The organism is Candidatus Saccharimonadales bacterium, from assembly GCA_039928925.1.
Taxonomy (GTDB): domain Bacteria; phylum Patescibacteriota; class Saccharimonadia; order Saccharimonadales; family Saccharimonadaceae; genus UBA6022.
The window spans coordinates 1-25,259 of the sequence record JBDSSF010000004.1 but is presented as its reverse complement, the minus strand read 5'-3'; the positions used below and the strand labels follow the sequence as shown (position 1 = coordinate 25,259).

The 25,259-nt window shown below is 41.2% G+C and carries 28 protein-coding genes; 2 read left to right on the top strand and 26 right to left on the bottom strand.

The annotated features are described in order from the left end of the window. Positions 1 to 62: 62 nt before the first annotated feature. From ABIS22_04205 to ABIS22_04140, 14 genes are all read right to left on the bottom strand, one after another. The gene (locus tag ABIS22_04205; GenBank protein ID MEO7741087.1) at positions 63 to 1,040 is read right to left on the bottom strand and encodes a Kiwa anti-phage protein KwaB-like domain-containing protein; all 978 of its coding nucleotides are present in this window, start codon (positions 1,038 to 1,040) and stop codon (positions 63 to 65) included. 71 nt (positions 1,041 to 1,111) lie between these two features. Then, positions 1,112 to 1,669 (bottom strand): class IV adenylate cyclase, encoded by a 558-nt coding sequence (gene cyaB, locus ABIS22_04200; GenBank protein ID MEO7741086.1) that lies wholly within the window; start codon positions 1,667 to 1,669, stop codon positions 1,112 to 1,114. Continuing rightward, positions 1,662 to 2,261, bottom strand: coding sequence for a class IV adenylate cyclase (locus ABIS22_04195; GenBank protein ID MEO7741085.1), 600 nt, complete (start codon positions 2,259 to 2,261; stop codon positions 1,662 to 1,664). The genes cyaB and ABIS22_04195 overlap by 8 nt, the downstream gene beginning before the upstream one ends. After that, positions 2,258 to 2,683 (bottom strand): ribonuclease H, encoded by a 426-nt coding sequence (locus tag ABIS22_04190; protein MEO7741084.1) that lies wholly within the window; start codon positions 2,681 to 2,683, stop codon positions 2,258 to 2,260. Before ABIS22_04190 ends, ABIS22_04195 begins: the two co-directional genes overlap by 4 nt. 23 nt (positions 2,684 to 2,706) lie before the next feature. Beyond that, complete coding sequence (locus ABIS22_04185; GenBank protein ID MEO7741083.1) at positions 2,707 to 3,009, bottom strand: DUF427 domain-containing protein; 303 nt, start codon at positions 3,007 to 3,009, stop codon at positions 2,707 to 2,709. Positions 3,010 to 3,084: 75 nt separating this feature from the next. After that, the gene (locus tag ABIS22_04180) at positions 3,085 to 4,446 is read right to left on the bottom strand and encodes a glycine--tRNA ligase (protein MEO7741082.1); all 1,362 of its coding nucleotides are present in this window, start codon (positions 4,444 to 4,446) and stop codon (positions 3,085 to 3,087) included. Positions 4,447 to 4,468: 22 nt separating this feature from the next. Continuing rightward, a complete protein-coding gene (gene recO / locus ABIS22_04175) occupies positions 4,469 to 5,146 on the bottom strand; it encodes a DNA repair protein RecO (protein MEO7741081.1) in 678 nt (225 codons plus the stop codon). Continuing rightward, positions 5,143 to 5,517 carry a response regulator gene (locus ABIS22_04170; GenBank protein ID MEO7741080.1) on the bottom strand — a complete coding sequence of 125 codons (375 nt, stop codon included), beginning with the start codon at positions 5,515 to 5,517 and terminating at the stop codon, positions 5,143 to 5,145. The genes recO and ABIS22_04170 overlap by 4 nt, the downstream gene beginning before the upstream one ends. Further along, on the bottom strand, positions 5,514 to 6,254 hold the full coding sequence (locus tag ABIS22_04165; GenBank protein ID MEO7741079.1) for a HAMP domain-containing sensor histidine kinase: 741 nt from the start codon (positions 6,252 to 6,254) through the stop codon (positions 5,514 to 5,516). The genes ABIS22_04170 and ABIS22_04165 overlap by 4 nt, the downstream gene beginning before the upstream one ends. Before the next feature lie 30 nt (positions 6,255 to 6,284). Next, positions 6,285 to 6,944 (bottom strand): hypothetical protein, encoded by a 660-nt coding sequence (locus ABIS22_04160; protein MEO7741078.1) that lies wholly within the window; start codon positions 6,942 to 6,944, stop codon positions 6,285 to 6,287. A 13-nt stretch (positions 6,945 to 6,957) separates the two neighbouring features. Next, a complete protein-coding gene (locus ABIS22_04155) occupies positions 6,958 to 7,479 on the bottom strand; it encodes a class I SAM-dependent methyltransferase (GenBank protein ID MEO7741077.1) in 522 nt (173 codons plus the stop codon). A gap of 3 nt (positions 7,480 to 7,482) precedes the next feature. Beyond that, positions 7,483 to 7,689: a hypothetical protein gene (locus ABIS22_04150; protein ID MEO7741076.1), complete on the bottom strand. Its 207-nt coding sequence runs from the start codon at positions 7,687 to 7,689 to the stop codon at positions 7,483 to 7,485. Continuing rightward, entirely contained in the window at positions 7,673 to 8,773 is a 1,101-nt protein-coding gene (gene xseA / locus ABIS22_04145; protein MEO7741075.1) for an exodeoxyribonuclease VII large subunit, read from the bottom strand. Before xseA ends, ABIS22_04150 begins: the two co-directional genes overlap by 17 nt. Then, entirely contained in the window at positions 8,739 to 9,785 is a 1,047-nt protein-coding gene (locus ABIS22_04140) for a lysylphosphatidylglycerol synthase transmembrane domain-containing protein (GenBank protein MEO7741074.1), read from the bottom strand. Before ABIS22_04140 ends, xseA begins: the two co-directional genes overlap by 35 nt. A 23-nt stretch (positions 9,786 to 9,808) precedes the next feature. Between ABIS22_04140 and ABIS22_04135 the strand changes: the two genes are divergently transcribed. Both ABIS22_04135 and ABIS22_04130 read left to right on the top strand, forming a co-directional pair. Further along, positions 9,809 to 10,987 carry a methyltransferase domain-containing protein gene (locus ABIS22_04135; GenBank protein MEO7741073.1) on the top strand — a complete coding sequence of 393 codons (1,179 nt, stop codon included), beginning with the start codon at positions 9,809 to 9,811 and terminating at the stop codon, positions 10,985 to 10,987. A gap of 86 nt (positions 10,988 to 11,073) precedes the next feature. Then, a complete protein-coding gene (locus ABIS22_04130) occupies positions 11,074 to 11,346 on the top strand; it encodes a 50S ribosomal protein L27 (protein MEO7741072.1) in 273 nt (90 codons plus the stop codon). A gap of 52 nt (positions 11,347 to 11,398) precedes the next feature. Here ABIS22_04130 and ABIS22_04125 read toward each other — a convergent pair whose 3' ends face one another. The 12 genes from ABIS22_04125 to ABIS22_04070 all read right to left on the bottom strand — a co-directional run. Beyond that, complete coding sequence (locus tag ABIS22_04125) at positions 11,399 to 12,502, bottom strand: hypothetical protein (GenBank protein ID MEO7741071.1); 1,104 nt, start codon at positions 12,500 to 12,502, stop codon at positions 11,399 to 11,401. A 100-nt stretch (positions 12,503 to 12,602) separates the two neighbouring features. Then, on the bottom strand, positions 12,603 to 12,986 hold the full coding sequence (locus tag ABIS22_04120) for a response regulator (GenBank protein ID MEO7741070.1): 384 nt from the start codon (positions 12,984 to 12,986) through the stop codon (positions 12,603 to 12,605). Between the two features lie 45 nt (positions 12,987 to 13,031). After that, positions 13,032 to 14,246, bottom strand: coding sequence for a S41 family peptidase (locus ABIS22_04115; GenBank protein ID MEO7741069.1), 1,215 nt, complete (start codon positions 14,244 to 14,246; stop codon positions 13,032 to 13,034). A gap of 88 nt (positions 14,247 to 14,334) precedes the next feature. Next, positions 14,335 to 15,519 (bottom strand): CHAP domain-containing protein, encoded by a 1,185-nt coding sequence (locus tag ABIS22_04110; GenBank protein MEO7741068.1) that lies wholly within the window; start codon positions 15,517 to 15,519, stop codon positions 14,335 to 14,337. Positions 15,520 to 15,569: 50 nt separating this feature from the next. After that, positions 15,570 to 16,553, bottom strand: coding sequence for a permease-like cell division protein FtsX (locus tag ABIS22_04105; GenBank protein MEO7741067.1), 984 nt, complete (start codon positions 16,551 to 16,553; stop codon positions 15,570 to 15,572). Positions 16,554 to 16,555: 2 nt separating this feature from the next. After that, the gene (gene ftsE / locus ABIS22_04100) at positions 16,556 to 17,371 is read right to left on the bottom strand and encodes a cell division ATP-binding protein FtsE (GenBank protein ID MEO7741066.1); all 816 of its coding nucleotides are present in this window, start codon (positions 17,369 to 17,371) and stop codon (positions 16,556 to 16,558) included. Then, on the bottom strand, positions 17,368 to 17,952 hold the full coding sequence (locus ABIS22_04095) for a Clp protease N-terminal domain-containing protein (protein ID MEO7741065.1): 585 nt from the start codon (positions 17,950 to 17,952) through the stop codon (positions 17,368 to 17,370). The genes ftsE and ABIS22_04095 overlap by 4 nt, the downstream gene beginning before the upstream one ends. 144 nt (positions 17,953 to 18,096) lie before the next feature. After that, positions 18,097 to 19,173, bottom strand: coding sequence for a peptide chain release factor 2 (gene prfB, locus ABIS22_04090; GenBank protein ID MEO7741064.1), 1,077 nt, complete (start codon positions 19,171 to 19,173; stop codon positions 18,097 to 18,099). A gap of 29 nt (positions 19,174 to 19,202) precedes the next feature. Further along, entirely contained in the window at positions 19,203 to 20,483 is a 1,281-nt protein-coding gene (locus tag ABIS22_04085) for a hypothetical protein (protein ID MEO7741063.1), read from the bottom strand. Next, the gene (murD, locus tag ABIS22_04080; GenBank protein ID MEO7741062.1) at positions 20,476 to 21,765 is read right to left on the bottom strand and encodes a UDP-N-acetylmuramoyl-L-alanine--D-glutamate ligase; all 1,290 of its coding nucleotides are present in this window, start codon (positions 21,763 to 21,765) and stop codon (positions 20,476 to 20,478) included. The genes ABIS22_04085 and murD overlap by 8 nt, the downstream gene beginning before the upstream one ends. A gap of 9 nt (positions 21,766 to 21,774) precedes the next feature. Further along, complete coding sequence (locus tag ABIS22_04075; protein ID MEO7741061.1) at positions 21,775 to 23,061, bottom strand: pitrilysin family protein; 1,287 nt, start codon at positions 23,059 to 23,061, stop codon at positions 21,775 to 21,777. A gap of 27 nt (positions 23,062 to 23,088) precedes the next feature. Next, the coding region (locus tag ABIS22_04070; GenBank protein ID MEO7741060.1) for a preprotein translocase subunit SecA at positions 23,089 to 25,259 on the bottom strand (2,171 nt) is incomplete at its 5' end.

The window sequence follows — 25,259 nt, the reverse complement described above, 5'->3', positions numbered from 1 at the left end:
TATATTATACGCTAGATGAATTAACATACTCATGAACAATGTTGTTCTTTTTGTTATGTACGCTAACTTCTTGGTGGTTCACCTTCTGCCTCATCTAGGAGTTTTTTTGTTTTAATCTCGTAACGTTTTCCAGTAATTTCACTTGTAATGTAATCTTCATTTATAAGATTAACGAACATATCTAAATCACGACCATCCATAATGATTATTGCACCCGCATCGTCGGTCATTAGCTCAAGCTGCATAGTATCGGCATACTCGATAACTTGCTCTTGAGTTATTTCACCGATTTCAATTTTCTGTAATTTTGTAACTGTTTTTCTTCTTTCGCGAACCAAAGACTGTAAATCAAGCCCGTCAGGAAAGCTAAGTTTAAATTGCTTTTCGATTTCGACAACCTTCTGATCAGCAATTGCCTGTTTTTTGTAATCATAGTTGAATAAACGTTCAAATTTACTTTGATTAAAAGCAAAGATATCTTTATCTATAATAAGCACCTGGTTATCTGATGGAATTTTCAAACCAGCATCTGCTGCAAAAGTCTGGAACTTACCCTCACGAAATTCCCATGCTGTTGCACCCTTTAGAATTGAAGACTGATTAATTTGCTTGATCGCGTAAAACGCTTTTTTAGGTGTATCCTTATGCGTGAAACGTGCAACAATACCCTTTATCCGCTTAAATTCATGTTCTTGTTCGCTAAATTCCACAATATCATGGCGCTCATGCTCAATAAGGTGTAGCAACGTCTCAGCACGTCCAACCTTAGCAAGATCAGTTCTTAGTAGAACGTTGTCTTCATTATCGGAAAGCTCAAAGTCACGGACAGATAGACCTGTTCCGGCGCCCATTATAACTTGCCCGATTAGCTCATATAAAAATAGTGGTTTTATCTGAGCATTAAGTTCGCTAGCGAAGCTGACTGTATACGGTGTGTAATTTTTGTTAAACAAGAAAAATTCAACATCAAGTTCTTTTTTTATACCATCGGTGTTGTTTGCCCATAGAAAAATATCAGTTGGCTCGGGTGTTTGTTCCATATAAGTTTTCTTTCTTTTTTAGTAACGACTAGAAGATATTATAGCTTTATGTCGCGGGCAGTGCTAGGGCCTTAGCCTTGAAGTCCATCATGACGACGCATCAATACGTCATATCCATCTGTCACATGACTATCTTTTGTAATACCAAAACTTTCAAGTAATTCCCATAACTCCCTTGCAACTATTTCATAGTCAGCATCTTCCTCCGTTAACTTTTCCGCTTCAATGAATACGCCTAATGGCGCTACTTCGTCAACGCAGATCTCGATACCGCCTATCATTGCTTTTTGTCTTGTTTTCGTAATGTCTGAATACGGTTCATAACCTAAATGATGAATAATTTTTTTCATTTCATCACTGTTGCCTATTATCGTTTCGTGTTCAATACTATCCATCTGGTTTGTTACAGATTTTTTTAAAGTGAGGATTTGAACTGTATTGCCATTTTTCGTTTCGGTACGGATACGAAGCCATGCTGCTGAATTCTCATCTCCACCGTTGATACCAGGCTCTCCATAAACCTCGTCGTGTTGAGTAATCGGATCCGATAAATCAATCGATTTAGAAGTTAGGACATCAAGTAGTGAAGCCCGGTCAAGTACTCTTGCTTTAATTTCGATTTCACGCATGTGGTATATCACTTTTCAGTAAATTAGGTAGTGGATCACCAAATTTTACGATCGGTAGTCGTCCAACAGTTTGTTTTTCACTAAGATGTGGATACTCTACGCGATATGCAGCCATTACATCACCGAATACGGCGCTACTCCAATTGAGGTCAAGCTTGCTCGCAATATCATGTAGCTTCTGCTCGCTATGTGATTCAACTTCAATATAAGTCTTTAGCCATGGCCACTCATCAAGTACAATTTCTACATCATCATAATGCCATGTCTCACGCTTTGATTCCTGGAATGAACTATACGGTAGTCCAGCGGCAGTAAGTAGCTGAATCGTAGCATCAAAATCACTTACTATGACTTCGATTTCCTTTGCACCGTCAACAGATAAGCTATCAAACTGTTTATATGTCATTGTTACCCTATGACCTTCGTCACGAACACGAAGGAAAGCATCCTTACTCTTCATATCAGGTGTGTCAATTGTGACTCGCCTCATGAGACGCATCGGCTGCTCACATGTCGCACCTAATTTCTCTAGTTTCTCACGTATCTCATCGTGGTTAATGTCTAGAAACTTAGCTTCAATCTCGGCTTTCACAATCTTGAGCCTTTTCTTGCTTTATTTGCCCATTCGTCAGCTAACTCATTGCCTTCATCACCCATATGACCGCGTACCCAAATCAGTGTTGCTCTTGACTGTCGAAAAAGTGGACAAACTTCTTGAACAATATCAAGATTTTTGATCTCACCACCTTTCTTCTTCCAGCCATTCGCCTCCCAGCTTAGCGACCATTTAGTGATAACATTTATCCAGAATTCACTGTCTGTATAGATTTGACACTCCGATCCAGCTGCATGCTTTAACGCCGCAATAATCGCATATCCTTCCATACGAATATTTGTTGTTTCTTTACCACTTGGCTCACTACCAAGCGCAACAGGCTTACCGTCAGAAATGACCGAATAGCCACCTGGGCCAGGATTTGGGCTGGCGCTACCGTCAGTATAATAAATAGTCATTATGTAAGTATAGCCTACTAGTACTACTCAGTGACGGTAATACCGTTCCAAAACGCCACATAATTCGTAAAGTCCTTGCCTACTTTTTCAATTGATCCATCCATTGGCTTTGGATAATACCATGCTCCAAACTCATTCGTTTGTCCGTCTACGACAACATCGTAATAACTAGCTTCGCCCTTCCAAAAACATGTCGTATGGTGATCACTTGGCGTAAAATATTCTTTTTTCATACTTTCAGCTGGAAAGTACCAGTTGCCTTCAATACGAATTAAATCATCTTTTGCAGCATCGGCAATTGTCGTGTTGTTCCATATAGCTCTCATTTTATATACCTCTTCTTTGTTTATAACCCTATTATGCGCCTGACATAAGCCGAGCGCAATAAATTGTACTTAAACTTATCGATTAGTTAGGTCTTGTATGCTAATGCGTGTCTGTTCTGTTGTGTCTCTATTTCGAATTGTAACGGTGTCGTTTTCGAGTGAGTCGAAATCTATAACGACACAGTAAGGTGTGCCTATCTCATCTTGACGACGGTACCTCTTACCAATGTTTCCATTGTCATCCCACATAACTGCTCCATGTTTTTTCTTTAATGCAACATATACTTCACGAGCTTTGGCAACTAAATCTGGTTTATTTTTCAAAAGCGGCGAAACGCAATATTTAACTGGCGCAAGATGCTCTGGTAGCGCTAAATATATGCGTTTTTCACCATTCTGTTCGTCTTCACGATAGCTTGAATCAATGACAGCGAGAAATGTTCGGTCTAGACCAATAGTAGGTTCAATCACATGTGGAATATATGCAGTGCTTCCATCTTTTGGGCGATATTCAAGATTCTTACCGGACGCACGCATGTGTGCCGAAAGATCGTGATCACCTCGATATGCACAACCACCAAGTTCTTTTTGGCCAATTGCAAAATCAAATTCTGTATCAATTGAATGTTTGCTATAGTGCGCTCGGTCTTCAGCAGGCACCTCAATGTGGTGAATCTTATCCTCTGGTAATCCAAGGTTAACAAAAAAATTCATTTGCAAAGCCAACCATTCATCATAGACTTCCCGCCAGTTATCGGGGTGCGCAAAAACTTCAATCTCCATCTGTTCAAATTCACGAACACGAAAAATAAAATCTCGTGGGCTGATTTCATTACGAAATGCCTTACCAACCTGTGCTGTCGCAAATGGAATATTTGGACTAAAGCTATCAATGATATTCTTGAAGTTCACAAACATTCCTTGGGCAGTTTCTGGACGGAGATAGCTTACGCTGGTGTCGTCTTCGACCGCACCAACATGAGTTTTAAGCATCATATTAAATTGACGGACTTCGCTAAGCTCATTACCATCTGGACTTTTAATACCTTGATCTTTGATCGTTTGATCCATTTGACCAAATGTCATTGAAGTAACGCCTTCAACATTGTTGTCTTCTAGGAGCGTATCAGCTCTGTAGCGCTTTTTTGTCTTTAAATCTTCTACAAGTGGATCATTAAATCCACCAACATGACCACTTGCTTTCCAGACATTTTGATTCATAAGAATCGCAGCATCAATGCCATATACATCTTCACGATCTTCAACAAAAAATTTCCACCAATTATTTACTATGTTTCGTTTTAACTGGATACCTAGTGGACCGTAATCCCATGTTCCCGATAATCCTCCGTAGATTTCGGAACCTTGGTAAATAAAGCCTCTGCGTTTCGTTAAACTAACAATTGCTTCCATCTTTTCGTTTTTTTGTGATGCCATAATTCTACTATTATAACAGATACTAGTAGATAGCAGCGTGCTGGCGAGTAATAGCTAGACAACTCGGAAGGATTAGTTCTACCCCACCAATCTGTGCAATAATCTTGAGTGGTTTCTGGCTCACAAGTCGGAGATATTTAATATGACCCTCGGTAATATCACCGTTTTTCGACTGTAAAAATCCTTTCTCACCTTCATCGTATCGATATGTTTCATTCGCAAGTAGCTCATCTCCGGAAACATCACGCCACACACTCAACTCATGGCCGAGTAATGCAGCGTATCGAAGATAAAACCATGTCTGTACAATTCTCAGATCAAGTGTAATCGCATCAAGTCCAGCAAGAACCTCTAGAAGAACATCAAACCATTCTGGTTCATTTACCATTTCACTTGCACGGTTTACTTGCTTTAATACCTCGTATGCAAATTGCATACGATCATAATCCTCTAAAATATGATGATAGAAATCATCTAGCCGGGCAGACGTAAGAATACCAAGATCACCCTTCCCACTTGTTATGACGATATCGCTAATCGCAAATAGCTCGATGCCACCAGCAAGCCGTGACTTCTCACGACGAACGCCTTTAGCTATAACACTAAATTTACCGAGTGGAGTTAATAATTGCAGAATTCTATCAGCCTCTCCATAGTTTGTTCGTCGGAGTACTATAGCAGATGTTCGTTGTGTGCTCATAGCAGAACCTTGTCGACAGCATGAATGAGATCGATCGGCTGCATAGTCGTCTTATCGAGAACTGCTTTAATACCATATGCAGTCATATCTTCGCCTGCAAGTTCTCCAGCAGCGTTTGTACATAAAATAACGGGGGTATTTCCAATATCAACGTGCGAACGCACCTCGTGCAGTAATGCAAAGGCAGTTGAACCAACTAATAGCATATCAAGTACAAGAATATCTGGTCTGTAGGTATCTATATCATCAATTGCTGCTAGCGCGTGCGGTACTGTCCAGGCTTTATACCCTGCACTTTCAAGCATACGAACATGATGATCACCAAGCCAAGCATCATCTTCGACAACTAGAACTTTTTTTTGAGTAATCATAATAACGATAACTGCGTCGAAGCATCTATGGTTACAAAAAATGTCGCACCATCACGATGTCTTGTCGCACCAATCGACCCATGCATTGCTTCTGCAAACTGCGCTGCAATATATAGTCCAAGCCCGCTACTTGCGGGGCGCGCATGAATGCTTTTTGCTGCTACGCCCAGTTCATCCCGAACTAGATTCCAAGTGTTCTGGGCAAGTGCTGGTCCAAAATCTCGAACACCAATTCTTACCTTTTGACCCATATTATAAGATACAGCACGTAATTCAGTTGGTACATCTGATACCGCATAGTGAAGCGCATTATCGCCAAAATTTAGCATAATTCTCCGCAGTAATTCCCTATTGGCAACGACTAAAAGAGGCTTTACTCTTGGTACAACATATATCGAGCGACCCATCGCTTCATAAAGTGGTGCTAGTTCGTGTGCAACTTCCTCACATAATTGTTGTGGGTTAAGTGGTTCGACCTCAAATAAACTGTCCTGCAATCGCTGTGCTTTTGTTAAGTCAGTCGTTAGACGTAGCGCTCGTTCACTCGTCAATGTCATTTGCTGGAAAAGCCGGTTCTGATCAGCACGTGACAGCTCACCTGCTTCTAATTCAAGTGCCAGTTGACGAATTAATGCAAGAGGCGCTTTTAGCTCATGGGCAGCAGTTACGAGCGATGGAAGATCATACAAAGATAACCCCATTGACACGTATTTCTTTGCACTGACATCCCCATTCATCCTACATATAGTGTAGCATGGGATAAGTTGCTATGTATTGAACTTAATAGTCTTAATAATATTTTCAAAATCTGGCTTAAATGTATCGGCATCAGTCCTAATCGTAACCGTTTTATCTCGTATCTTGTAGATAACAGCAGCTCCACGAATGTCGGGACTAAAACTACCATCTAGGCGGGTTCCGTCATTACCATCAGAGCTGGTTGCGCTCGAACGAAGATCACCCTTCTTAACCAATGCCTGGTATGAACTGATGACTGAGTCAGAACTTTTTTCTTCAATAAGCACTCGAATGCCATACTGTTGCTTTGAACTGACTGGTGGTACCGTTACTGGATTTAGATATGCTTCGTACGTACCACCCTGAGTCACATCTTTTGCTATGTATACACTCCAGGTTTTTGGATAATCAAATGATAGACGACCGTAGTCTTCTGGGCCAACAAATGTTCTATTTGGTTCTTTGTCACGCTCAGCAAACTTCTTTTCGTCTGAATCAGCCTGCATTTTTTTTGCATCAGCTTGGGCGACTGCAATTTTTCCATCAACATTTGTTTTTTGTTCGTTATAATTCAAAAAAGCCCAGATTGCGAGCGATCCAAATGCAGCAGCCAAGATAACTAGTCCAATAATTGTAATTAGTGAACCGCTAACAGCACCGTCTTCATTTTTATATTCATGTCTCGTCATGTTGCCATTATACTTATGGTTCATGTCGCTGTAAAGGCGTAATGTGATATAAAAAATGAGCATTTGTTTTATTGCTAAGAGTGAGACCGGGGACTTCAAAACCATAGCTAATAAATGCTAGTGTTTTCTGAAGCCTGGTAGCCTCATTCTGAATTTTTGCAGCCATTTTTTTAATATCTCTCGATTCACCAAATGTATAGATAACTGTTGTTTCGCGTGGTAACTTGATTCGCCAAAAATCAGCTAGTATTGTCTGTACGTCTGGTTGATTACGAGACAGAAATCGTGCAATCATCACTAATAAAGGGTTGAGTTCATATCCGACTGCACGAGCACCGAGCATTGCAGCAGCACGCAGTACGATACCATCGCCAGATCCAATATCAACAACTAGATCCTTTTTTGAAAGTGGATATAGTTGCGTAAATGCTAATATAACATCGCGTTTCTTACTTGGAACGTACGGTGCGCCTCGAAAAACTACGAAACCAAATAGTAGGACTGGAATTGCAATTACCCAAAATATCCAAATCACGAATTAGGTCTCACTATCAAATTTTTGTTTTATCACTTTCACATCATTCTTAAGAGATTGAAGATCTTTTTCAATATCTGCAGCTAGAGCCTCAGCCTTTTTAAATCGATCCAGAGCACCTTCAAGTTCAAACGCATCTCCATCAAACCAAGATACTAATTGATCTAGCTCACTCATCTTTTCCTGGATTGTTTTACTTCGTGTCGACATGTTTTACCTCTGCTTTTATAATAGCATCTGTCTTTTCAATTTCTATAATTGAGCCGATCTTTATGGTACCGCGTATAAGTGCGTAGCCTCGAGTAAGAACGCGATTTGGATCAAGTTCATCTAGAACTCGGCGAACACCGGCTATAAGCGTGAGTCTATCACTAATACGCAAATCAATTTTATCAATAGTCGAACCTATTACTTTCCGTACTGCATCTTGTTGGCCTAGAATACTCTGTTCAACACGAGGAAGGAGCCCAACCACTCGCCGCTGAACATGACGGATATATTCATGGCGATCCGGAGCTAATAGCTGAGCCGCATTGCTCGGAGTCGCCGCACGTACGTCAGCCACCATATCTACTAAGCTTGTGTCAATCTCATGACCAACGCCGACTAACGTTGGGACGCGACTTGCGGCTACTGCACGCACGAGGAGCTCGTCATTAAATGCACTGAGATCATCAGCACTTCCTCCCCCTCGAATAATGACAATGACCTCAGGAGGAGTTTCCTGTGCATTTATGTATGCAAGTGCCTTGATAATTTGATCCGGTGCGCTCGTACCTTGAACCTGTACATGCGCAACATCTATAACAATACCTCCCCAGCGATCATCGATAATTTTCATAAAATCTGCATATCCTGCTGCTTGAATTGAGCTAATTACCGCAACGTGAGTCGGAATTGTCGGTAAAGAACGTTTACGATCTTCCGCAAACAGTCCTTCTTTGTCAAGTTTTTCTTTTAGGATTTCAAAACTTTTTTTCAGACCCCCTTCACCACTAGGTCGAACCATGCGAACGGTAAGACTGAACTTGCCCCACTGCGTTAATTTAGGTGTTGCAGTGACAACTACCTTCATACCATCTTCGATCGGAACACGTAACTGCCATACAGTCATAAAACAGCCAACACTTGCTCCAGCATCCTTAATGTCGAAGAAAACGTACTTACCTTGATTAATTTTGAAGCTACTCACCTCACCCTCGACTTCAACAGTCGGGTACGAATACTCGAGAGTTTGATTAGTTAGCGCAATGAAATCGCTAACGCTGAAGGTTGGGTTTGTTGCCTTTTCCATATTTTAAAAGTGCAAGTTGATAAAACACATATCCTAGAACGATGGTGCCAAAGAGCAAAATAACACGAGTAAGAACAATTCCAGCGATCGCAACACTACCCGACACCCCAGCAAGTGTCACAAAGCCCACCATAATTGCCTCATATGCACCTGCTCCACCAGGGGTTACGACGAACACACCCGCAAAAGTAGCCACTCCGAAGGCAATCATAATTGGCGCTGGATTAACACTCTCACCCAGTGCCCAGAACGTCACCATGAATAACCCAACTTCTGTAATATTCATAAGAATACCCCACAAGAAGGGCTTCAGTAAGATTCTTTTTTCACGGCGTAGTTCAACAAAATCGGTATGTATATCATGAAGAAAATTATGAACTTTGTCATCCTTTAATAGTTTCTTAACACGACCGAAACTCACCCTCCGAACAAGTGTGTTGATGGATCGCGTTAGCCATTGGCCGAACTTTGTAATTCTCGCAGAACTACTAATAAGAAATACTCCTCCGACCATCGTACCAACAAGAAATGTGATTAGCGCACCACTCACTAAAATAATCCATCGATTAATATTACCGTCGATAGTTACTGCTAGAAGTGCCAAAAGAAGAAGCGTAATATATGCAGCAAATCCCATAGTAAAGCGAACACCCTGCGCCATCGTGGCTCGTCCAGCCGATACACCATAACCTCCAAGGCGCCAGCTCATGTATGAGACGCCGCTAACGCCACCGCTTGGCAGAATATGATTTACAAAATTCATTTCAAGAGACAATCTAGCAAGTGTTAGTGGTGGTATATGATCAATGGATTTTTTTGAACGAAGATACGAGAACACCATCTCACCTACTGCGTAGTATGAAAGGATTTGCAAAGGTATAAGCAATAAAAGAAGCCAGATATTAACTTGACCTAGTAGCTCCCAGGCTCTGTAAAGTTCGTGCCTTGAAAAAAATACAATTACTGCAATCAATAAAAAGGTAAAAATACTCATCCATGCTCGAAAAGACATATATGTATTATATACTAAGTGATATGTATATTGCGATCCTTGGCAGACAGCCCGTTATAGGTGTCGCCGAATTAGAACGTTACTTCGAAAGTGACAATGTTCGTTGGTTTTCTGACACATCAGCAACCATCTTGAGTGATGATTTTGATATCACTAAACTTGGTGGCACCCTTAAAGCAGGAAAAGTGATTGCCGAACTCCCTACTGGTGACTGGCATAAAACAAGCACAAAAATTGTACAAGAGTATCTACGAATCTGGGCACAGTTTGAAGGTAAAATCACGCTCGGTATTAGTACCTACGGATTTGATACTTCGCCATATGATATCCAAAAAACAGGAATTATTCTTAAACAAAAGCTAAAAAAATCAGGTGTTAGCCTTAGATTAATACCTAACAATGACCTCGCATTAAATTCTGCAACTTCACACCATAATAAACTTGGGCTATCTAATAATAAAGTCGAACTGCTCGTAGTTCGTTCGCGAGGTGGTCGTATTATTATTGCCGAAAGTACTGGCGCGCAAAATATCACAGCATACACTCGTCGTGATCAAATGCGACCTAAGCGTGACGCCTTTGTTGGTATGTTGCCGCCAAAACTAGCTCAAATCATGATTAATCTCGCCAAAATTCATATAACGGATACTACAAAACGTCCACGAATCCTCGATCCTTTTTGTGGAACAGGTGTTGTCTTACAAGAAGCAGCCCTGATAGGCTACGATACCTACGGTACTGATATATCAGAAAAAATGATTCAATATTCAGAAGTTAACCTTGATTGGCTGAAAGAAACACATCAAGTGAATCCTACTATTACCTTAAAAATTGATGATGCGATGACAGCTACCTGGAATAGCCCTATAGATGCTGTTATTTGTGAAGGTTATTTAGGGCAGCCATTTAGCGCACCGCCCTCTCCGGTAAAGCTCGATCAAGTACGTAAGAATTGCCAGCATATCATGAGTACTTTTCTCGCTAATATTTCCACTCAATTACAGGCTGGTACTCCACTCTGCATAGCTATCCCCGCATGGCGTGATGAATCTGGACGATTCACTCATCTCCAGTTAACTCAGGCCGTTGAAAAATATGGATTTGAACATGTTAAGTTTGCTGGCTTAGAGCGATCTGACCTCTTGTACTACCGTGATGATCAAATCGTAGCACGTGAGCTGCTAGTTTTAACAAAGATCTAGAAACATACAGCCTAGCCCTTGACGAATAGTCGTAATTTCGCTACAATTGAACAGATTGATTTTAGAAACTATAAGGAGTTTGCTCTATGTCACATGTGAAAGCTGGCGGTTCCGCTAAAAATATCCACAACAACGCCGGTCAACGACTAGGTGTCAAACGTTTTGGTGGTCAAACGGTTCGTACGGGCGAAGTACTCGTACGCCAAACTGGTAGTACAAAAGTTGCTGGTCCTGGTACGTTCATCAGCCGTAATTTTACTATTCATGCTGCTATCGATGGCATCATTGAATTTAGTAAAGTTAAAAAAGGCCATTTTACTGGCAAGAGTGTTTCTCGTACGCAAGTTTCTGTTAAGTAGAAACAATTCATCTCTATAATAACTCCGCTTTTGTGGCGGAGTTATTTATTTGCTATCTAGTTTGTAGTAATGTGTAGGCAGCATCTCGGTGCTGACCTTGAATTGCTTGGTTATTGTCATTATATTCAACAGTATCGTTCTTACCACCATGAAGACCATTAAACGTGCCGTCTATCATCGATAGGGCCAACGCAGCCGACCACTCTCGACTAGTTATAGGAACGGGAATAGTACGAGCATTCGGATTTTTTTGGCCGTTACGTATAATCCTATCACCAAATCCATATTCCTTTATTGCACCGTCAGATTTTACAAGTCTATTTATCTTATCTATAAAGTACACTCCTACTTCATATCGTAAATTAGCATCCTCGCGGAGCGCATCAACCGTAGATGCTGTAATTTCGGAGTGTGCGTGACTCTCCAGGATAGCCCTCAGACCATCCTCGTACATGACTGTTCTCTTAAGTCGATCTTCTGCTATTAGTTTTGTATCTTCATCAACGAATCTATCATATTGAATTTGTTTTTCTCGAGAATTGTCTGAACGTACAAATGGTTCAAATAGTTTTTGAAGTCGAGGATTTTTTGCAATTTCATGTGTAGATGGAGCTTCTACTTTAACTTTATCTAAAACTGATAAGCCGATTTTTCGTGATCGAGTTATTTCAATATCATCAATGTATTCATACATAGGATCTGCAAATAACAGTTCAGCCTTCTCGGTATGAAGACGACCATTCTCGTCAGTATGCTGAATAATAGAACCTCTATCTCCATTTGAACGTTTTATATAGCCGATGTGATTGTAGTCAAGTACCTTTCCATTTCCAAGATTCATTCTCATGGAACGAACGTGCTCAGGTGGAAGATAGAAAGGCTCTTTTCCAGATAAGCCACTTAGTTGTTCGGCTAAATGCGCTTGATAGGCATCAGTTAAAAGCTCGTGTGACATTTCATGAGCAGCGTCAACAGACAATATAGCGCCTTTATTTCTTTCATATGGAGTGCCAACTTCAATGAGATAGTCACCTCCATTATTCGTTGGAGAGTAAGATCTACCTGTCATATTTTCAACAGAAATAACATTTGTTTCTGGATTTTCGACAAGTACTGTCTTGCCTGGTTCTGGTGTAATGTATAATTTTTCAGACATGTTTATGTTATTCTTTTATAAACAAATAATATCATACTTATACTAATAAGTCAATACAGCTCCTCGAAGGGAGCTGTATATAATTTAGAATTTAAAAAACTTAAACTGTTATGCCAAGATGAAATTTCACTCGAGCAACTACATCACCGATAACAACCTGTGACTTAACAAGATAATCGTCAACCCCAAGCGACTCAGCACGCTCTTTGTCCTTCGTCTGACTAAGAGCGGTAAGCATGATGACGCGGATATTAGTTGTTTCTGGTGTATTACGTAGAATATCTAGTACATCGAAACCACTAATTTTCGGCATCATTGCATCGAGTAAAATCAAGTCAGGCCTGAATGATACCGCTGCAGATAACGCTTCCTCGCCGTTATTGACTTCTTGAATGATAAATCCTTCCAACTCTAGTCGGGACTTATATACCGCAGCCAATGCCACGTCATCTTCTACGAGTAAAATCTTTTTCTTTTCGTCCATATATATCCTTATACTACATACTTATCACAAAAAGCACAAGCGGTGCTACTTCGTGACTACCGCTTTAGCGGCATCAAGCTGCGGGTCACGGCCCGCATCGCTGTCCGCCTGCGTAAGCGAGACACTTGTATTTGGCATGATGCCTTCTTTTGTAATATTCTTACCGTTTGGTGTATACCACCTGCCGACAGTAACTTTTAGCCTAGTACCATTTGCAAAATCTATAATTTGCTGTACGGTTCCCTTGCCAAACGTCTTGTCCCCAACTAATGTAGCGGCCTTATTGTCTTGTAACGCACCTGAGACTATTTCGCTGGCACTGGCGCTTCCGCCATTAACGACTACGGCTGTCGGAAGACCCTCTAGGATCGCGTTACTGCCAGATCGTAGTTCATCTGTAACTTTACCATTCGTTCTTTCGCTTACGACAACTTTATCATTTAGCCACAGCCCGGCCACATCCTGAGCGGCAGTTACGTAACCACCCCCATTACCACGAAGATCAAGAATGACACCCTTCACACCGGCCTGTTTAAATGACTGTGCTGCACGTCGTGCCTCGTCACCTGTCTGCTCATCAAAACGCGTAATGGTCATAATGCCAATGTTATTATCAATAGTTGAACTAACACTTGGATTGTTTACTTTTGCCCTCGTGAGCGTGAATTCTTTCGATTCAGCACCTCGCTGCACAGTTAGCTTAACTGTCGTCCCTGCGTCACCACGAATTTTCGTCGCTGTCTTATCAGATGTCCAGCCGCTCGTAGCCTCATCATTGACGGTGATTATAACATCACCAGCATGCACCCCTGCCTTCTCAGCTGGATTATCCGCAAGGACACGGATAACATACGGATGGCCGTCTTTAACTCCTATTTCAGCCCCTACACCAGCACCGATGTCACCAGTAAGCTCTTTGTCAAAGTCAGAAGCTTCTTGGGCATTCATATATACAGTGTATTGATCCCCCGCCGCTGCAACTAGTCCACGGCTTGCACCTTCTATTAATTTTTTATCATCGAGTGTACCATCAAAATGTAACTTTAGTTGTTGGTATGTCGCCTGAACAGAACTTAGATCGACTTTTCCAGTCGCTACCTTAAGACCCAGTACAGGTCCGACTGCACCAATAATTTCGTCGCTTCTTGTTCCTCCGATAAATCCAATGACTGCAGTAAGTGCAATTGCAATGAAAAGTGTCGATTTTGATACGCCATGTTCGCGTGACTTTGCTTCTACGATATCCTGGTTTACGTGCACGTTAGCCCCTATTTCTATCTAAATAACTCTTATGATTATAGCGCACCACTCTTGTGATGCGCTATGTATTTTTAACTGCAGTTAATATTTATTTGATATAGACGTATTCTTGGAAAATACTTGCTGATAGTTGCATCTTACTATACATACCCCACCCAGCCCCATAGTTGTAGTTGTATTGGCTGACGATAAGAGTACCATCACCGTTCACGGCCTCAACCCAAGCTACATGTCCTTCTGGACCTGTACCAGCATGCATAACCGCAAGTGATCCAACTCGAGGTGAATAGCCGGTGCTAAATCCAGAAGCACGTGCACTTGCTGGGAAGTTAGTCGCATTACCCCAGTTTATCGGATACAACCCTGTTTCACGAGCAACACGCCACGCAGCATAACTAGCACATTGACGACAACCGTAGCCTTTGCCATCACCGCCATTACCATCTGCACCACCTAGAGAGTAGTAGCCAGTCATAGGACAGTTACCACTATTCCATGGGTAATCTGGAGCAGCACCACCTGCAATTAGTGTACTACCGCCACTTGAAGCGATCGCCGCAGCGATTGCAGCCTGCTGCTGCTGACGAATCTGATCCTGTTTCGCATGTTGTTGAGCTGAAAGTTGTTGGTACGCTGCTTCCTGACCTCTCGTTTGGTCAACGAGTGCTTGCTGTTCAGCTTCTTTAGCCGCGAGTGCATCACGTGAGTTCTTCTGATTAGCGAGAACTTTCGTAACATCAGCCTTTTGTGTCTCAAGGTCAGTTTTCAACTTTTTAATAGAATCAATCGTTGTGCTAAGTTGATCCCGAATAACAGTTCTAAACTCCTGCTTATCGACGTAGTCACCAATGTTTTTACTACTTGCAAGCATTTCAAGAGGTGAAATAGAGTCATCAACATACATATTTGCGATTATCTCGCCTAGACCATCTTGATTACTTTTGATATCCTTTTCAGTTTGAACAATTTTCGCGATCAATTGATCGTATTGTGCTTGACTGATGTCAACTTGTGCTTGAATTTGCGCCTTCTCAATTGAAAGTGAAGTAAGCTTCTGTTGTAACGTGTCAGCTTGACCACGAAGAATTGCAGCTTGAGCCTCGTACTGATTAATATCATTTTGAATTGAATTAATCTGATCATCGTACTTATCTGCATACGTTTTTTGAGTCATAGCAAGAGGTCCTGCTGCTGCCATTAAGATAGCAACTGCGACAAGAGAAATCTTTGTCGGAAGAGAGATCGAAACTGGTGTGGCGGACCGCTGTTTCATTAATTTGATTTTAGCATAAGCTTTATATAATGTCAATCTATTCACCTTCGTTAAATCTTTAAATATTTACGTGTTGCAAACAAGGATGAAAGAACTCCAATAATAGCACCCAGGATAATCATAGCAAGTAGTACGAGACCAATATAGGTTGTAGCAAAATCTATTGTTGGCTGAATGACAACGCCATAACTTAACAGTTTTTCGCTTGAGGTATACAAAATGACCATACCAAGCACAGTTGCGGTAATTGCAGCAATAAAACCATAGACAATTGCCTCTACGACAAATGGACCACGGATGAAGCTACGGTCAGCACCAATAAGCTTCATCATCTGAATCTCTTCTTTGCGATTGAAGATTGCCATACGTATCGTATTAAAGACTATGAGTGATGAAATGATGACAAAGAGTGCGCTTGCACCTAAACCAATTTTTTCAGCAAATCCAACCCATCTACCGATATTTTGAATTGCATCTCGCCTTTCACCCGCGAATGATGGCGGACGATTTGGATCGATGTGATCTTTAAGATCTTTATTCATCTTAACAAAATTATCAAGTTGGCTAGTATCATTAATGTCATTAAGGTTAATACGAAGAGTACTTGGTAGCTTATTGGTAGCTTCTTTTATAGCGTTAAGTACATCAATATTATCTTTATTGTTATTTGCATTATCAGTCCTAGCCTGTTCTGCACTAATAAATGTTACTCGTCGAACTGATGATAATTTCTGCAATTGAGATTTAATGGTATTCGCATCAGAATCGGAAGTGTCGCTTTTGAGATAAATAGACATGTCAACTTTTTCTTTAATTTGATCAACAGTGTCAACTAATGTCTGACGAGCGGCCATAGTCATAAAGACAATTAAAAGAGTTATGGTCATCACCGCAGTTGCAGCGACAGTAAGCCAAGCATTACGACTGAAGTTATTAATACCATAGCGACACATGCGAACAAACGTCAGCCACTGGCGACGTTTGCGTTTCTGTTGCGCAAATGATCTAGCGTCTAGCTTACGTTTAGATCCCATGATTACTGTCTGTAGCTCCCTTCTGCTTGATCACTTGTAATCTTGCCGTGATCCAGTGTAACGACTCGTCGCTTTAAGCGATTCACAATTTCAACATTATGTGTCGTAAGGAGAACTGTTGTTCCATATTTGTTAATTTTCTCAAGTAGTCGTACGATATCCCAGCTGTGGCGCGGATCCAAATTACCAGTTGGCTCGTCAGCAATTAAAATCTTTGGCTGACGAACTACCGCACGCGCAATCGCAACACGTTGGCGTTCACCACCTGATAGCTGATGTGGAAAATTCTTCTCTTTGCCTGTTAAGCCGACTAGTTCGATAACTTTTGGTACAGTTGATCGGATTTCTCTTCCAGTCATACCTGCAATTTCGAGTGCGAAAGCCACGTTTTCATAAACTGTACGTTGTGGAAGGAGTTTAAAATCTTGAAACACAACACCTATTTTACGTCGAAGCAATGGGATATGCTTATCCTTTAACGTGTCGTAGTCGATACCACCTACGACAATTTTGCCGCTAGTTGGTTTCTCTTCGCGTGTTAGTAATCTCAAAAGCGTAGACTTTCCAGCCCCTGATGTCCCCACAAGTATGACAAATTCTTTTGGTTCGACATGCAAACTAACTCGGTTAATGGCCGGTTTCATGTCTTTACCGTACGTTTTAGTTACCCTATCTAAAAGAATCATTACTTGACTTATTATAGCATAAGCGAAGGACCATAGGAGTGGTAAAATAAGCAGGTATGAAGTTCTTGGGATAGCCCAAAATGCAACCGAACCATCAGCTGCATTTTGGGAAATCCTATCCACGTGAGTCATATTCGTCGCGATAGCTCCAGTGCGATAGCTTTGATATCCGCAATGTCGCTTTTTCTGAGTCGTTGCCCTCTTCTCTGTTCGAAAATCTCATTGAGACGTGCGAATGAGGATCTGTCAGAGGATCGAACAGGGTAATCAAGCAATTCAATTACCTTATTACGAACAGCATTGAGCTCGATACCCATCGTTGTGAAGACAGCTGAGTTGACACCTCCCTGCCCAATGAGGCCGAGTAGAAGATGCTCAGTACCAGTATAATCATGGTGCATCACTTTTGCTTCTTCTTGGCTCAAAATGAGCATGTTCCTGACCTCGTCAGTGAACGTAATGTGTCCAGATGGCACGGACGTGCCTCGTTTGACAGCACCTCCAACTTGGAGTCGAAGTGCAGTAAGGTCAATACCCATGGCCTTCAAGGTCATAGCCGCAACACCAGTATTAGCGCCTCGCTTTGCTTCGTTCTCACGAATAAGGCCAAGTAGCACGTGCTCCACCCCAATGTAGTTGTGGCCAAGCGAACGGGACTCGTCTTGGGATAGCACGATGACCCGGCGCGCTCGATCTGAGAAATATTCGAACATGTCATGGCTCCTATGAATAGGATGTGTAGAGGTCCGGTTGGAGCCTCATATCTACTTATTTTAAATGTACAGTATAACAAAAAACGGCAGCGCCGTTCTTTTACTAATATGTATGATTATACTATACTTATATACATTCGTCAATTACAGAGGTCTTTCAAGATATGCTTCCATGAAGCCATCAAGCTTGCCGTCAAGAACCCCACTTGTGTCTCGATCTTCATATTTTGTTCTGGTATCTTTCACCATTGTATAGGGGTGAAGAACGTAGTTTCGGATCTGGCTGCCCCAGCTAGCAGACTCACCTGCTTGTAGATCGGTGATGTTTTCAGCATGTTGTTCCAGTTGGAGTTGAGCTAGTTTTGATCGCAAAATTTTCATTGCCGTTTCACGATTCTGTAACTGTGATCTTTCATTTTGAATTGCCACAACAATATTTGTTGGAAGATGCGTAATACGTACAGCTGAATCAGTCGTATTAACAGATTGGCCACCATGTCCGCCGGCACGATAAACATCAATTCTTAAATCTTTATCTTCAATTTGAACTTCATCAGGTTGATCAATTTGCGGTAGTATCTCAACAAGTGCAAAACTCGTTTGTCTCAAATTATCACTATTAAACGGGCTAAGACGAACTAAGCGGTGAACCCCGTGCTCACTTTTAAGCTTGCCATACGCATAGGGACCGCTGATCTCTATAACACTAGATTTTATACCAGCCTCTTCTCCATTTGAACGTTCAATTAAGGTTGAGGTGAGTCTAGATTTTTCTGCCCAACGGAGATACATGCGCTCGAGCATTTGCGTCCAATCCTGCGCATCTGTACCCCCAGCTCCAGCACTTAGGCGAATAATCGCATTATGATCATCATACTCACCATTAAAGAGTAGTTCCTTACGTCGTGCGGCAAACTCAGCTTCAAGTGCCCCTATTTGAACATCAAACTCAGGCAGCAGAGAGTCGTCACCAAGCTCAATTAACTCCATAATGTCTGTAATCTGTGTTTTTAAAGTTATCCAAGGCTCAGTCATCGAATTAAGTGCTGACAACTGCTTACTCTTATCTTGTGCGTATGCGGGATTATTCCAAATTTCAGGCGCAGATAGCTCAGTTTCTATATCAAGAGCTTCGCGTTGTTTACTAGCTATTTTCAAACGTTCGTAGGCATTATCTACTTCCAGTTGTAAATGATTGATTCTTTTCTCTAGAGGCTGCATGTTATATCTATTGTAACACTGCTCACCTGTTACAGAGGCTGACCAAGAAGTTGACTTGCCCATTCTTGATGAGGGTAAATCTGATCATAATTAAATTCTGCTACCGGAACTTCGAATGGTAATCCGTCGTAGTCTCCAGTAGCTTGTGCTTTATGATATGCAAAACGTAGCTCACTGATCTCTCCTATGCACTCAAATGGCTTCATAGCTCCGTCGATACCAAGAAGACCCTTGAACGTATCTCGTAATTGTGGTTTATTGAATAAATCTTGACCATTAAATATACTTTTTAGCTCTTCTGCTGGCAGAAATGGAGCAAAGAGCAAGAAAGAATTAGCACATTTTGGACATTCACCACACCAATTCAAGGCTGTATTATCGCTCCCCTGCGCATAATTAGCACGATTACAGGAACTGAATTTATGGCCAAATTTATACCAAGCATTTTTTACAAATAGTTCAGCAATCTTAAGTTCGCTATAACTTCGAAGTGGCGATGCAACACCAATATCTGGTGATATATAGCGTTTAACATAGTCTGAGAACGCTTTTTCCGCGGGCCATGTTTTAGACCATTGATGGTTTACTGGTAAATCACCTATCCAACCGTGAGGCTCTTCGCCCTCATGACCAATAGACACAAGAATCTTATTCTTACCGATTAACACAGCTTCAATTAGCGCAAATGACATTACTATATACGTAACAGGAACGTGTCCATTAAGGCCACCATTTTTAGCTCCACTTTTCAACATTTCTTTGTCCAAATGGCGCTCTGCAATGTTCAAAGAGCTTCCTAGCGTATCAAGCACCAAGGGATGATGCTCAGAATACGAAACATACCATGGGCTAAATGCTTGGTGCATGCCTGTCAGTAACGACGCAGTGAGTAATGAGTCCTTACCGCCACTCTGAAGTGCGATTATACCCTCACCATCAAAGTTGATGACTTCAGGCAGCTCAGTTGCAGAAGAGTGGAATTGTGCCAAATCATTACGCGTTAATCCATTTTCATAAGCAAATTGGCTTAGGCCTTCTTGATATACATGGCTAAAAAAATTTACTTGCCAATCGTCAAGAGAACCTGTTTGAATCTCTATCTCTGAACTCGGAAAAAGCTTATAGTATGATGTTCCAACTAACATAAAACTGAGAAATAATACTCTATCTAATAGTTCCTCGTTATATTCGATAGCATTCTTAAATGTAATACTTTCCTTGAAATACATACCTGCCTGAAATCTGTAAGAAAAGGTTGCCGTCAACGTTGTGCGGTCAAAATAGTACTCTTCAAAGATAAACTTATTCATCTAATGCTCCTATCGCTTGTTTGAAAAGCAGCCCCCTATGCACAAAGTTTTTATACATATCAAAACTGGCACATCCAGGACTCAATAGAATAACATCGCCGCTTGAAGCTGCCTTAACTGCCTCACTAACTATACTTGGCATCTCAGTTTCAGAAGTCACCTCATACCTGTCGTAGTTCAGATCATTCAAAATTTTAGCTAATTTTTCCTTAACTTGACCAATGATAATTACCTTTTTGACTACGGATGTTTGACATATTTTTTCAGCTAAAGGAGTTAAATCTAAACCCCTGTCAAATCCTCCAACGATTAGGACTACTGGATCATTAAATGCAGTAATTGCTGCGATCGTTGCCGTTGGTGCAGATGAAAAACTATCATTATAAAATTTAATGCCCTGCTTAGTTCCAACATATTCAAGTCTATGCTCGAGACCTTTGAAATCATGGACTGTTTGAGAAACTGCAGCTTGGTTTTGAGTAAAAATCCATGCCGCACTTATGGCAGCGCATATATTTTGAAGATTATATTCTCCAAGCAAAGCAACATCTTTGACCGAACAAATACTTTGTTCATTAATAATGATCTCGTTATTTTCAATATGAGCAGCTTCTGGGGTTAGATATCGCTTTTTTATATCCGCTAATGATAAATTTGCGATTTTTGCGCTATTTTCATTTGTTGGATGATAGATAATAGAATCTGTAGCACGCTGGAACCTTGCAATGTTAGCTTTAGCAGACACATAATCTTCAAAGTCGGCATGAACATTCAAATGATCTGGTTCAACCATAAGTACTACTGCTACATCAGGTGACTTTTTAATATCCCATAATTGAAAACTGCTCAATTCAAAAACAACAATATCATTTGATGTGATATGTGGTAGTACGCTTAGCGCTGGTATGCCGATATTCCCGACAAGATGTACTGTCTTACCTGCCGAACGTAGCATGCCAGCAATGAGACTGCACGTCGTACCCTTTCCTTTCGTCCCTGTAACACCAATAATTCTCGCTGGACAGCCGGCGAAAAACTCGTTTGTTGCCGACCAAACTTTACCATTCGTAACAATCTTATTTGGAGCCAAACTTGCCGTTCGTATAACCAAATCAAAATCCTCTAACTTCGAAAAGCATCCGTTTCCTAGAATTGTATCAACACCTTCAGGAATATCATCAATATCGAGTTGCTCATCAACGATTGTGATTTCACCTTTTTCACGAAAGTAAAGATAGTTTACTTTGCCCTCAACTCCGTATCCAGCGATTGCTATCTTCATTGTTTTAGTTTAGCGCGTTTCAAACAAAGTTTCGAGTTTAGCGTTTAATTCGTTCAGATCACTCTTTTCGCCACTCGTAACACCAGCAAGTACCCATGCGTTATGCTGAATGAACTCGCGTGCAGTTGAGATCATGCAGTCTCGAGAGGTCTTGTTGATTGAATCGGGCACTTTTTCATAGTCTTTTACGACATCGTCAGCAAAATAACGACCAGTATAAAAATTACTGATTTGAGAAACAGTTTGAGCTCCCATCTGATGCCTACCGAGTGCATAGGACTTAGCTGCATTTATCTCGTCTTCTGTAATCTTACCATCAAGAACATGTTTCATTTCTCGAACAATGATATCAAATAGTTCATCCGCTGTTTCAAGATTCACCTGTCCACCAAAGTCCCAGCTACTATCATGGAATCCAACCGACGTATCACTGAACATACCGTATGCAAGACCTTTTTTACGAGCTGCACCATACATACGTGAGTGCATCGTTCCAGTTAAAATATGGTCAAGACAATCCATTGCGTCTGACTCTTCATCTGTTAACTCACGAGGTAACACCATTGACCAACCAAATGTCAGGTTTGATGCTTCCTTACGACGAATAAGTACGGGCTTTGCAAGTGAGAGTTCATCTTTAGGCACATCAAACCGTGAACCTGGAAGTAACTCCCACTCCTCTAGTTGACGTTGAATCTCGGCTTTTCGCCCAGTTAGCTTGCCCGCGATCACAAACCTCATATTTGTTGCAGTATGTGTTTCTAAGTGATGTCGCTTGATATCTGCGAGTGTAACATTCTGAATTGTCTTTAGACGCTGCGGAAACGTTAGTATATCTTCACCGAGCACTTGCTGTACTTTTGGCCATAACACCCGGTTGTGATTATTCAAATATCCTGTTAATTCACTGCGAACATTACCTTTTTCAGCCTCAAGCTCACTCTTGTTAAACTTTGGTTGGCATATAGCAACACGCTGTAGATCAAAAATTCTTTCCCATTCAAAATCAGCACAATCAGCTACGTAAACCATAGACAAATCACTTGTGTATGCATTATGGTAAGCACCGTTTTTTGTAAATTCAGCTTCATAATCATGCTCGGTCTTAAATCTGGCATTAGCACCAAACGCCATATGCTCCATGATATGAGCTGTCTCATAAATGTCTGGTGATTTGACGTATCGATTGCCCGCTCGGAACTGGAACTGAAAACTCATAACTGTTGCGCCTGGTATGTCTATGAGTAAGCCTCGTGCGCCGTTTTTTAAACGTACCTCTGTTGTGGTGTGTTGCATATATTCTCGTTTACTTTTCTTGAAGGATTAATTACGGTTCTTTTTACGATTTTGGCGCTGACTTTTCTTTTTCTTACGTGCATCATTTTTTACTTTTTGAACCTCACCAACGGTCTTTGCCTTCTTTGTTTTGAAATCGCCATCACGACTCACTTCACCACTAGTTATTTCGTTAACACCGCGTTCGACAGAATGTTCTGCAAGACGAGTTAATTCAGTGTCATGATCTTCCTCTTCACTTGCGACCACATCATGCTTGTGAACATGGAAAACCGCACGAAGTACTTCATCACGAAGTGTCGCTTGAAGACTTTCAAACAAATTTTGTGATTCTGATCGGTATTCGACTAATGGGTCACGCTGACCAACACTACGCCAATGAATACCTTCACGAAGATGTTGCATATTTTCAAGGTGTTGCATCCAAAGAGTGTCAAGTACTTGTAAATAAACTTCGCGTTCAACCTTACGAATAACTTCACTCGTCAGTTCTTGTTCTTTTGCCTTATACAATGTTTCGACTTCTTTTTGTGCAAGCTCAAAACGTAGCTTATCTTTCTTCTCAAGACCAATCGATTTAATTTTCTTATCACTTAGCGGGAAGACACTTCCGAAGTTTTCAGCAAAGTTAGGATTATTCTTAGCTGGAAGAAGCGTTAATTCACGAATCTTGGCCTCTAAAAGCCTCTCGATTTCTGGACGAATATCATCACCTTCTAAGATCTTGCGACGAATCACATACACAACCCTACGGTGTCGGTTAATGACGTTGTCATACTGCACGACATTTTTACGAGTATCAAAGTTGTATCCTTCGACTCGCTTTTGCGCAGCTTCAAGTGTCTTACTGACGGCACTGTTTTGAATTGGCTGGTCTTCGTCGACACCTAGACGGTCCATAAGGCTTGCGATACGCTCACCTTGAAAAATACGCATAAGATCGTCTTCAGTTGAAACATAGAATTGTGTTTCACCTGGATCACCTTGACGGCCACCACGACCACGAAGCTGGTTATCGATACGACGAGACTCGTGGCGTTCAGAACCGATGACGACTAGACCGCCAAGTTTAACTACACCTTTGCCGAGTTTAATGTCTGTACCACGACCGGCGATATTTGTCGCAAGAGTAATTGCGCCTTTCTCACCTGCTTTTTCTATAATAGCTGCTTCACGTTCGTTATTTTTTGCATTTAATAGTTCGTATGGAACATTTTCTTTATCAAGCCATGCTGCGATAAGTTCATTCTTTGCAATTGATGCTGATCCGACTAAAACTGGACGACCATCTTTGTGGTACTGCTTAATTGCATCGGCTACTGCTTTAAGCTTCCCTTTTTCGGTTTTGAAGATTAAATCCTGATGATCGTTACGACGAATTGGCTTATTTGATGGAATTTGAATAACATCAAGGCTGTAAATTTGTTGGAATTCTTCAGCTTCAGTAAATGCCGTTCCTGTCATACCCGACAACTTACTATATAGGCGGAAATAGTTTTGAAATGATACTGTAGCAAGCGTCATGCTCTCCTGAAGAACTGGAACACCTTCTTTAGCTTCAATTGCCTGGTGAAGACCCTCATTGTAACGGCGCCCTTGCATCAAACGACCCGTGTGCTCATCAACAATAATAACTTCGCCTTCGGTTGTTACGACGTAATCTTTATCCCTTTTAAATAACGCTTGTGCACGAAGAGACTGATCCATATGATAGACAGAGCGGACATAATCAGGAGTGTATAAGTTTTTTATACCAAGCATCTTCTGTACTTTTTCAACACCTTCATCAGTCAACGCAACACTACGTCGTTTTTCGTCAAGAGTGTAGTCTTCTTCTGTCAATTTCGCAGCAATTTTACTAAATTGATAATAGCTCTCTGGGTTTTCAGCTGCTGGCGCGCTAATAATCAATGGCGTTCGTGCTTCATCAATAAGAATCGAGTCGACTTCATCTACGATAGCAAAGTGAAGGTCACGCTGACGAAGAAGATCAACTTCATTCACCATGTTGTCACGCAGATAATCAAATCCAAATTCGTTGTTGGTACCATACGTGATATCAGCTGCATAGGCTTCCTTACGAGTGACAGGACGTAGCTTACGCATGCGAGGATCAGTATGCTCTTCATTATCAAAATTCTTGTCATAAACAAAAGATGCTTCATTAACAATCACACCAGTAGTCATGCCTAGAAAGC

Excerpts from the sequence above, each read along its gene's own strand:
- ABIS22_04180 (MEO7741082.1), bottom strand. The coding sequence starts at position 4,446 with ATGGCATCACAAAAAAACGAAAAGATGGAAGCAATTGTTAGTTTAACG.
- ABIS22_04085 (MEO7741063.1), bottom strand. The coding sequence starts at position 20,483 with ATGAATAAGTTTATCTTTGAAGAGTACTATTTTGACCGCACAACGTTG.
- ABIS22_04110 (MEO7741068.1), bottom strand. The coding sequence starts at position 15,519 with ATGAAACAGCGGTCCGCCACACCAGTTTCGATCTCTCTTCCGACAAAG.
- ABIS22_04125 (MEO7741071.1), bottom strand. The coding sequence starts at position 12,502 with ATGTCTGAAAAATTATACATTACACCAGAACCAGGCAAGACAGTACTT.
- ftsE (MEO7741066.1), bottom strand. The coding sequence starts at position 17,371 with ATGACTCACGTGGATAGGATTTCCCAAAATGCAGCTGATGGTTCGGTT.
- ABIS22_04160 (MEO7741078.1), bottom strand. The coding sequence starts at position 6,944 with ATGACGAGACATGAATATAAAAATGAAGACGGTGCTGTTAGCGGTTCA.
- ABIS22_04130 (MEO7741072.1), top strand. The coding sequence starts at position 11,074 with ATGTCACATGTGAAAGCTGGCGGTTCCGCTAAAAATATCCACAACAAC.
- ABIS22_04165 (MEO7741079.1), bottom strand. The coding sequence starts at position 6,254 with ATGAATGGGGATGTCAGTGCAAAGAAATACGTGTCAATGGGGTTATCT.
- recO (MEO7741081.1), bottom strand. The coding sequence starts at position 5,146 with ATGAGCACACAACGAACATCTGCTATAGTACTCCGACGAACAAACTAT.
- ABIS22_04170 (MEO7741080.1), bottom strand. The coding sequence starts at position 5,517 with ATGATTACTCAAAAAAAAGTTCTAGTTGTCGAAGATGATGCTTGGCTT.
- ABIS22_04185 (MEO7741083.1), bottom strand. The coding sequence starts at position 3,009 with ATGAGAGCTATATGGAACAACACGACAATTGCCGATGCTGCAAAAGAT.
- ABIS22_04075 (MEO7741061.1), bottom strand. The coding sequence starts at position 23,061 with ATGCAACACACCACAACAGAGGTACGTTTAAAAAACGGCGCACGAGGC.
- ABIS22_04140 (MEO7741074.1), bottom strand. The coding sequence starts at position 9,785 with ATGTCTTTTCGAGCATGGATGAGTATTTTTACCTTTTTATTGATTGCA.
- cyaB (MEO7741086.1), bottom strand. The coding sequence starts at position 1,669 with ATGCGTGAAATCGAAATTAAAGCAAGAGTACTTGACCGGGCTTCACTA.
- ABIS22_04135 (MEO7741073.1), top strand. The coding sequence starts at position 9,809 with ATGTATATTGCGATCCTTGGCAGACAGCCCGTTATAGGTGTCGCCGAA.
- ABIS22_04190 (MEO7741084.1), bottom strand. The coding sequence starts at position 2,683 with ATGACTATTTATTATACTGACGGTAGCGCCAGCCCAAATCCTGGCCCA.
- prfB (MEO7741064.1), bottom strand. The coding sequence starts at position 19,173 with ATGCAGCCTCTAGAGAAAAGAATCAATCATTTACAACTGGAAGTAGAT.
- ABIS22_04205 (MEO7741087.1), bottom strand. The coding sequence starts at position 1,040 with ATGGAACAAACACCCGAGCCAACTGATATTTTTCTATGGGCAAACAAC.
- ABIS22_04095 (MEO7741065.1), bottom strand. The coding sequence starts at position 17,952 with ATGTTCGAATATTTCTCAGATCGAGCGCGCCGGGTCATCGTGCTATCC.
- ABIS22_04120 (MEO7741070.1), bottom strand. The coding sequence starts at position 12,986 with ATGGACGAAAAGAAAAAGATTTTACTCGTAGAAGATGACGTGGCATTG.
- murD (MEO7741062.1), bottom strand. The coding sequence starts at position 21,765 with ATGAAGATAGCAATCGCTGGATACGGAGTTGAGGGCAAAGTAAACTAT.
- ABIS22_04105 (MEO7741067.1), bottom strand. The coding sequence starts at position 16,553 with ATGGGATCTAAACGTAAGCTAGACGCTAGATCATTTGCGCAACAGAAA.
- ABIS22_04150 (MEO7741076.1), bottom strand. The coding sequence starts at position 7,689 with ATGTCGACACGAAGTAAAACAATCCAGGAAAAGATGAGTGAGCTAGAT.
- xseA (MEO7741075.1), bottom strand. The coding sequence starts at position 8,773 with ATGGAAAAGGCAACAAACCCAACCTTCAGCGTTAGCGATTTCATTGCG.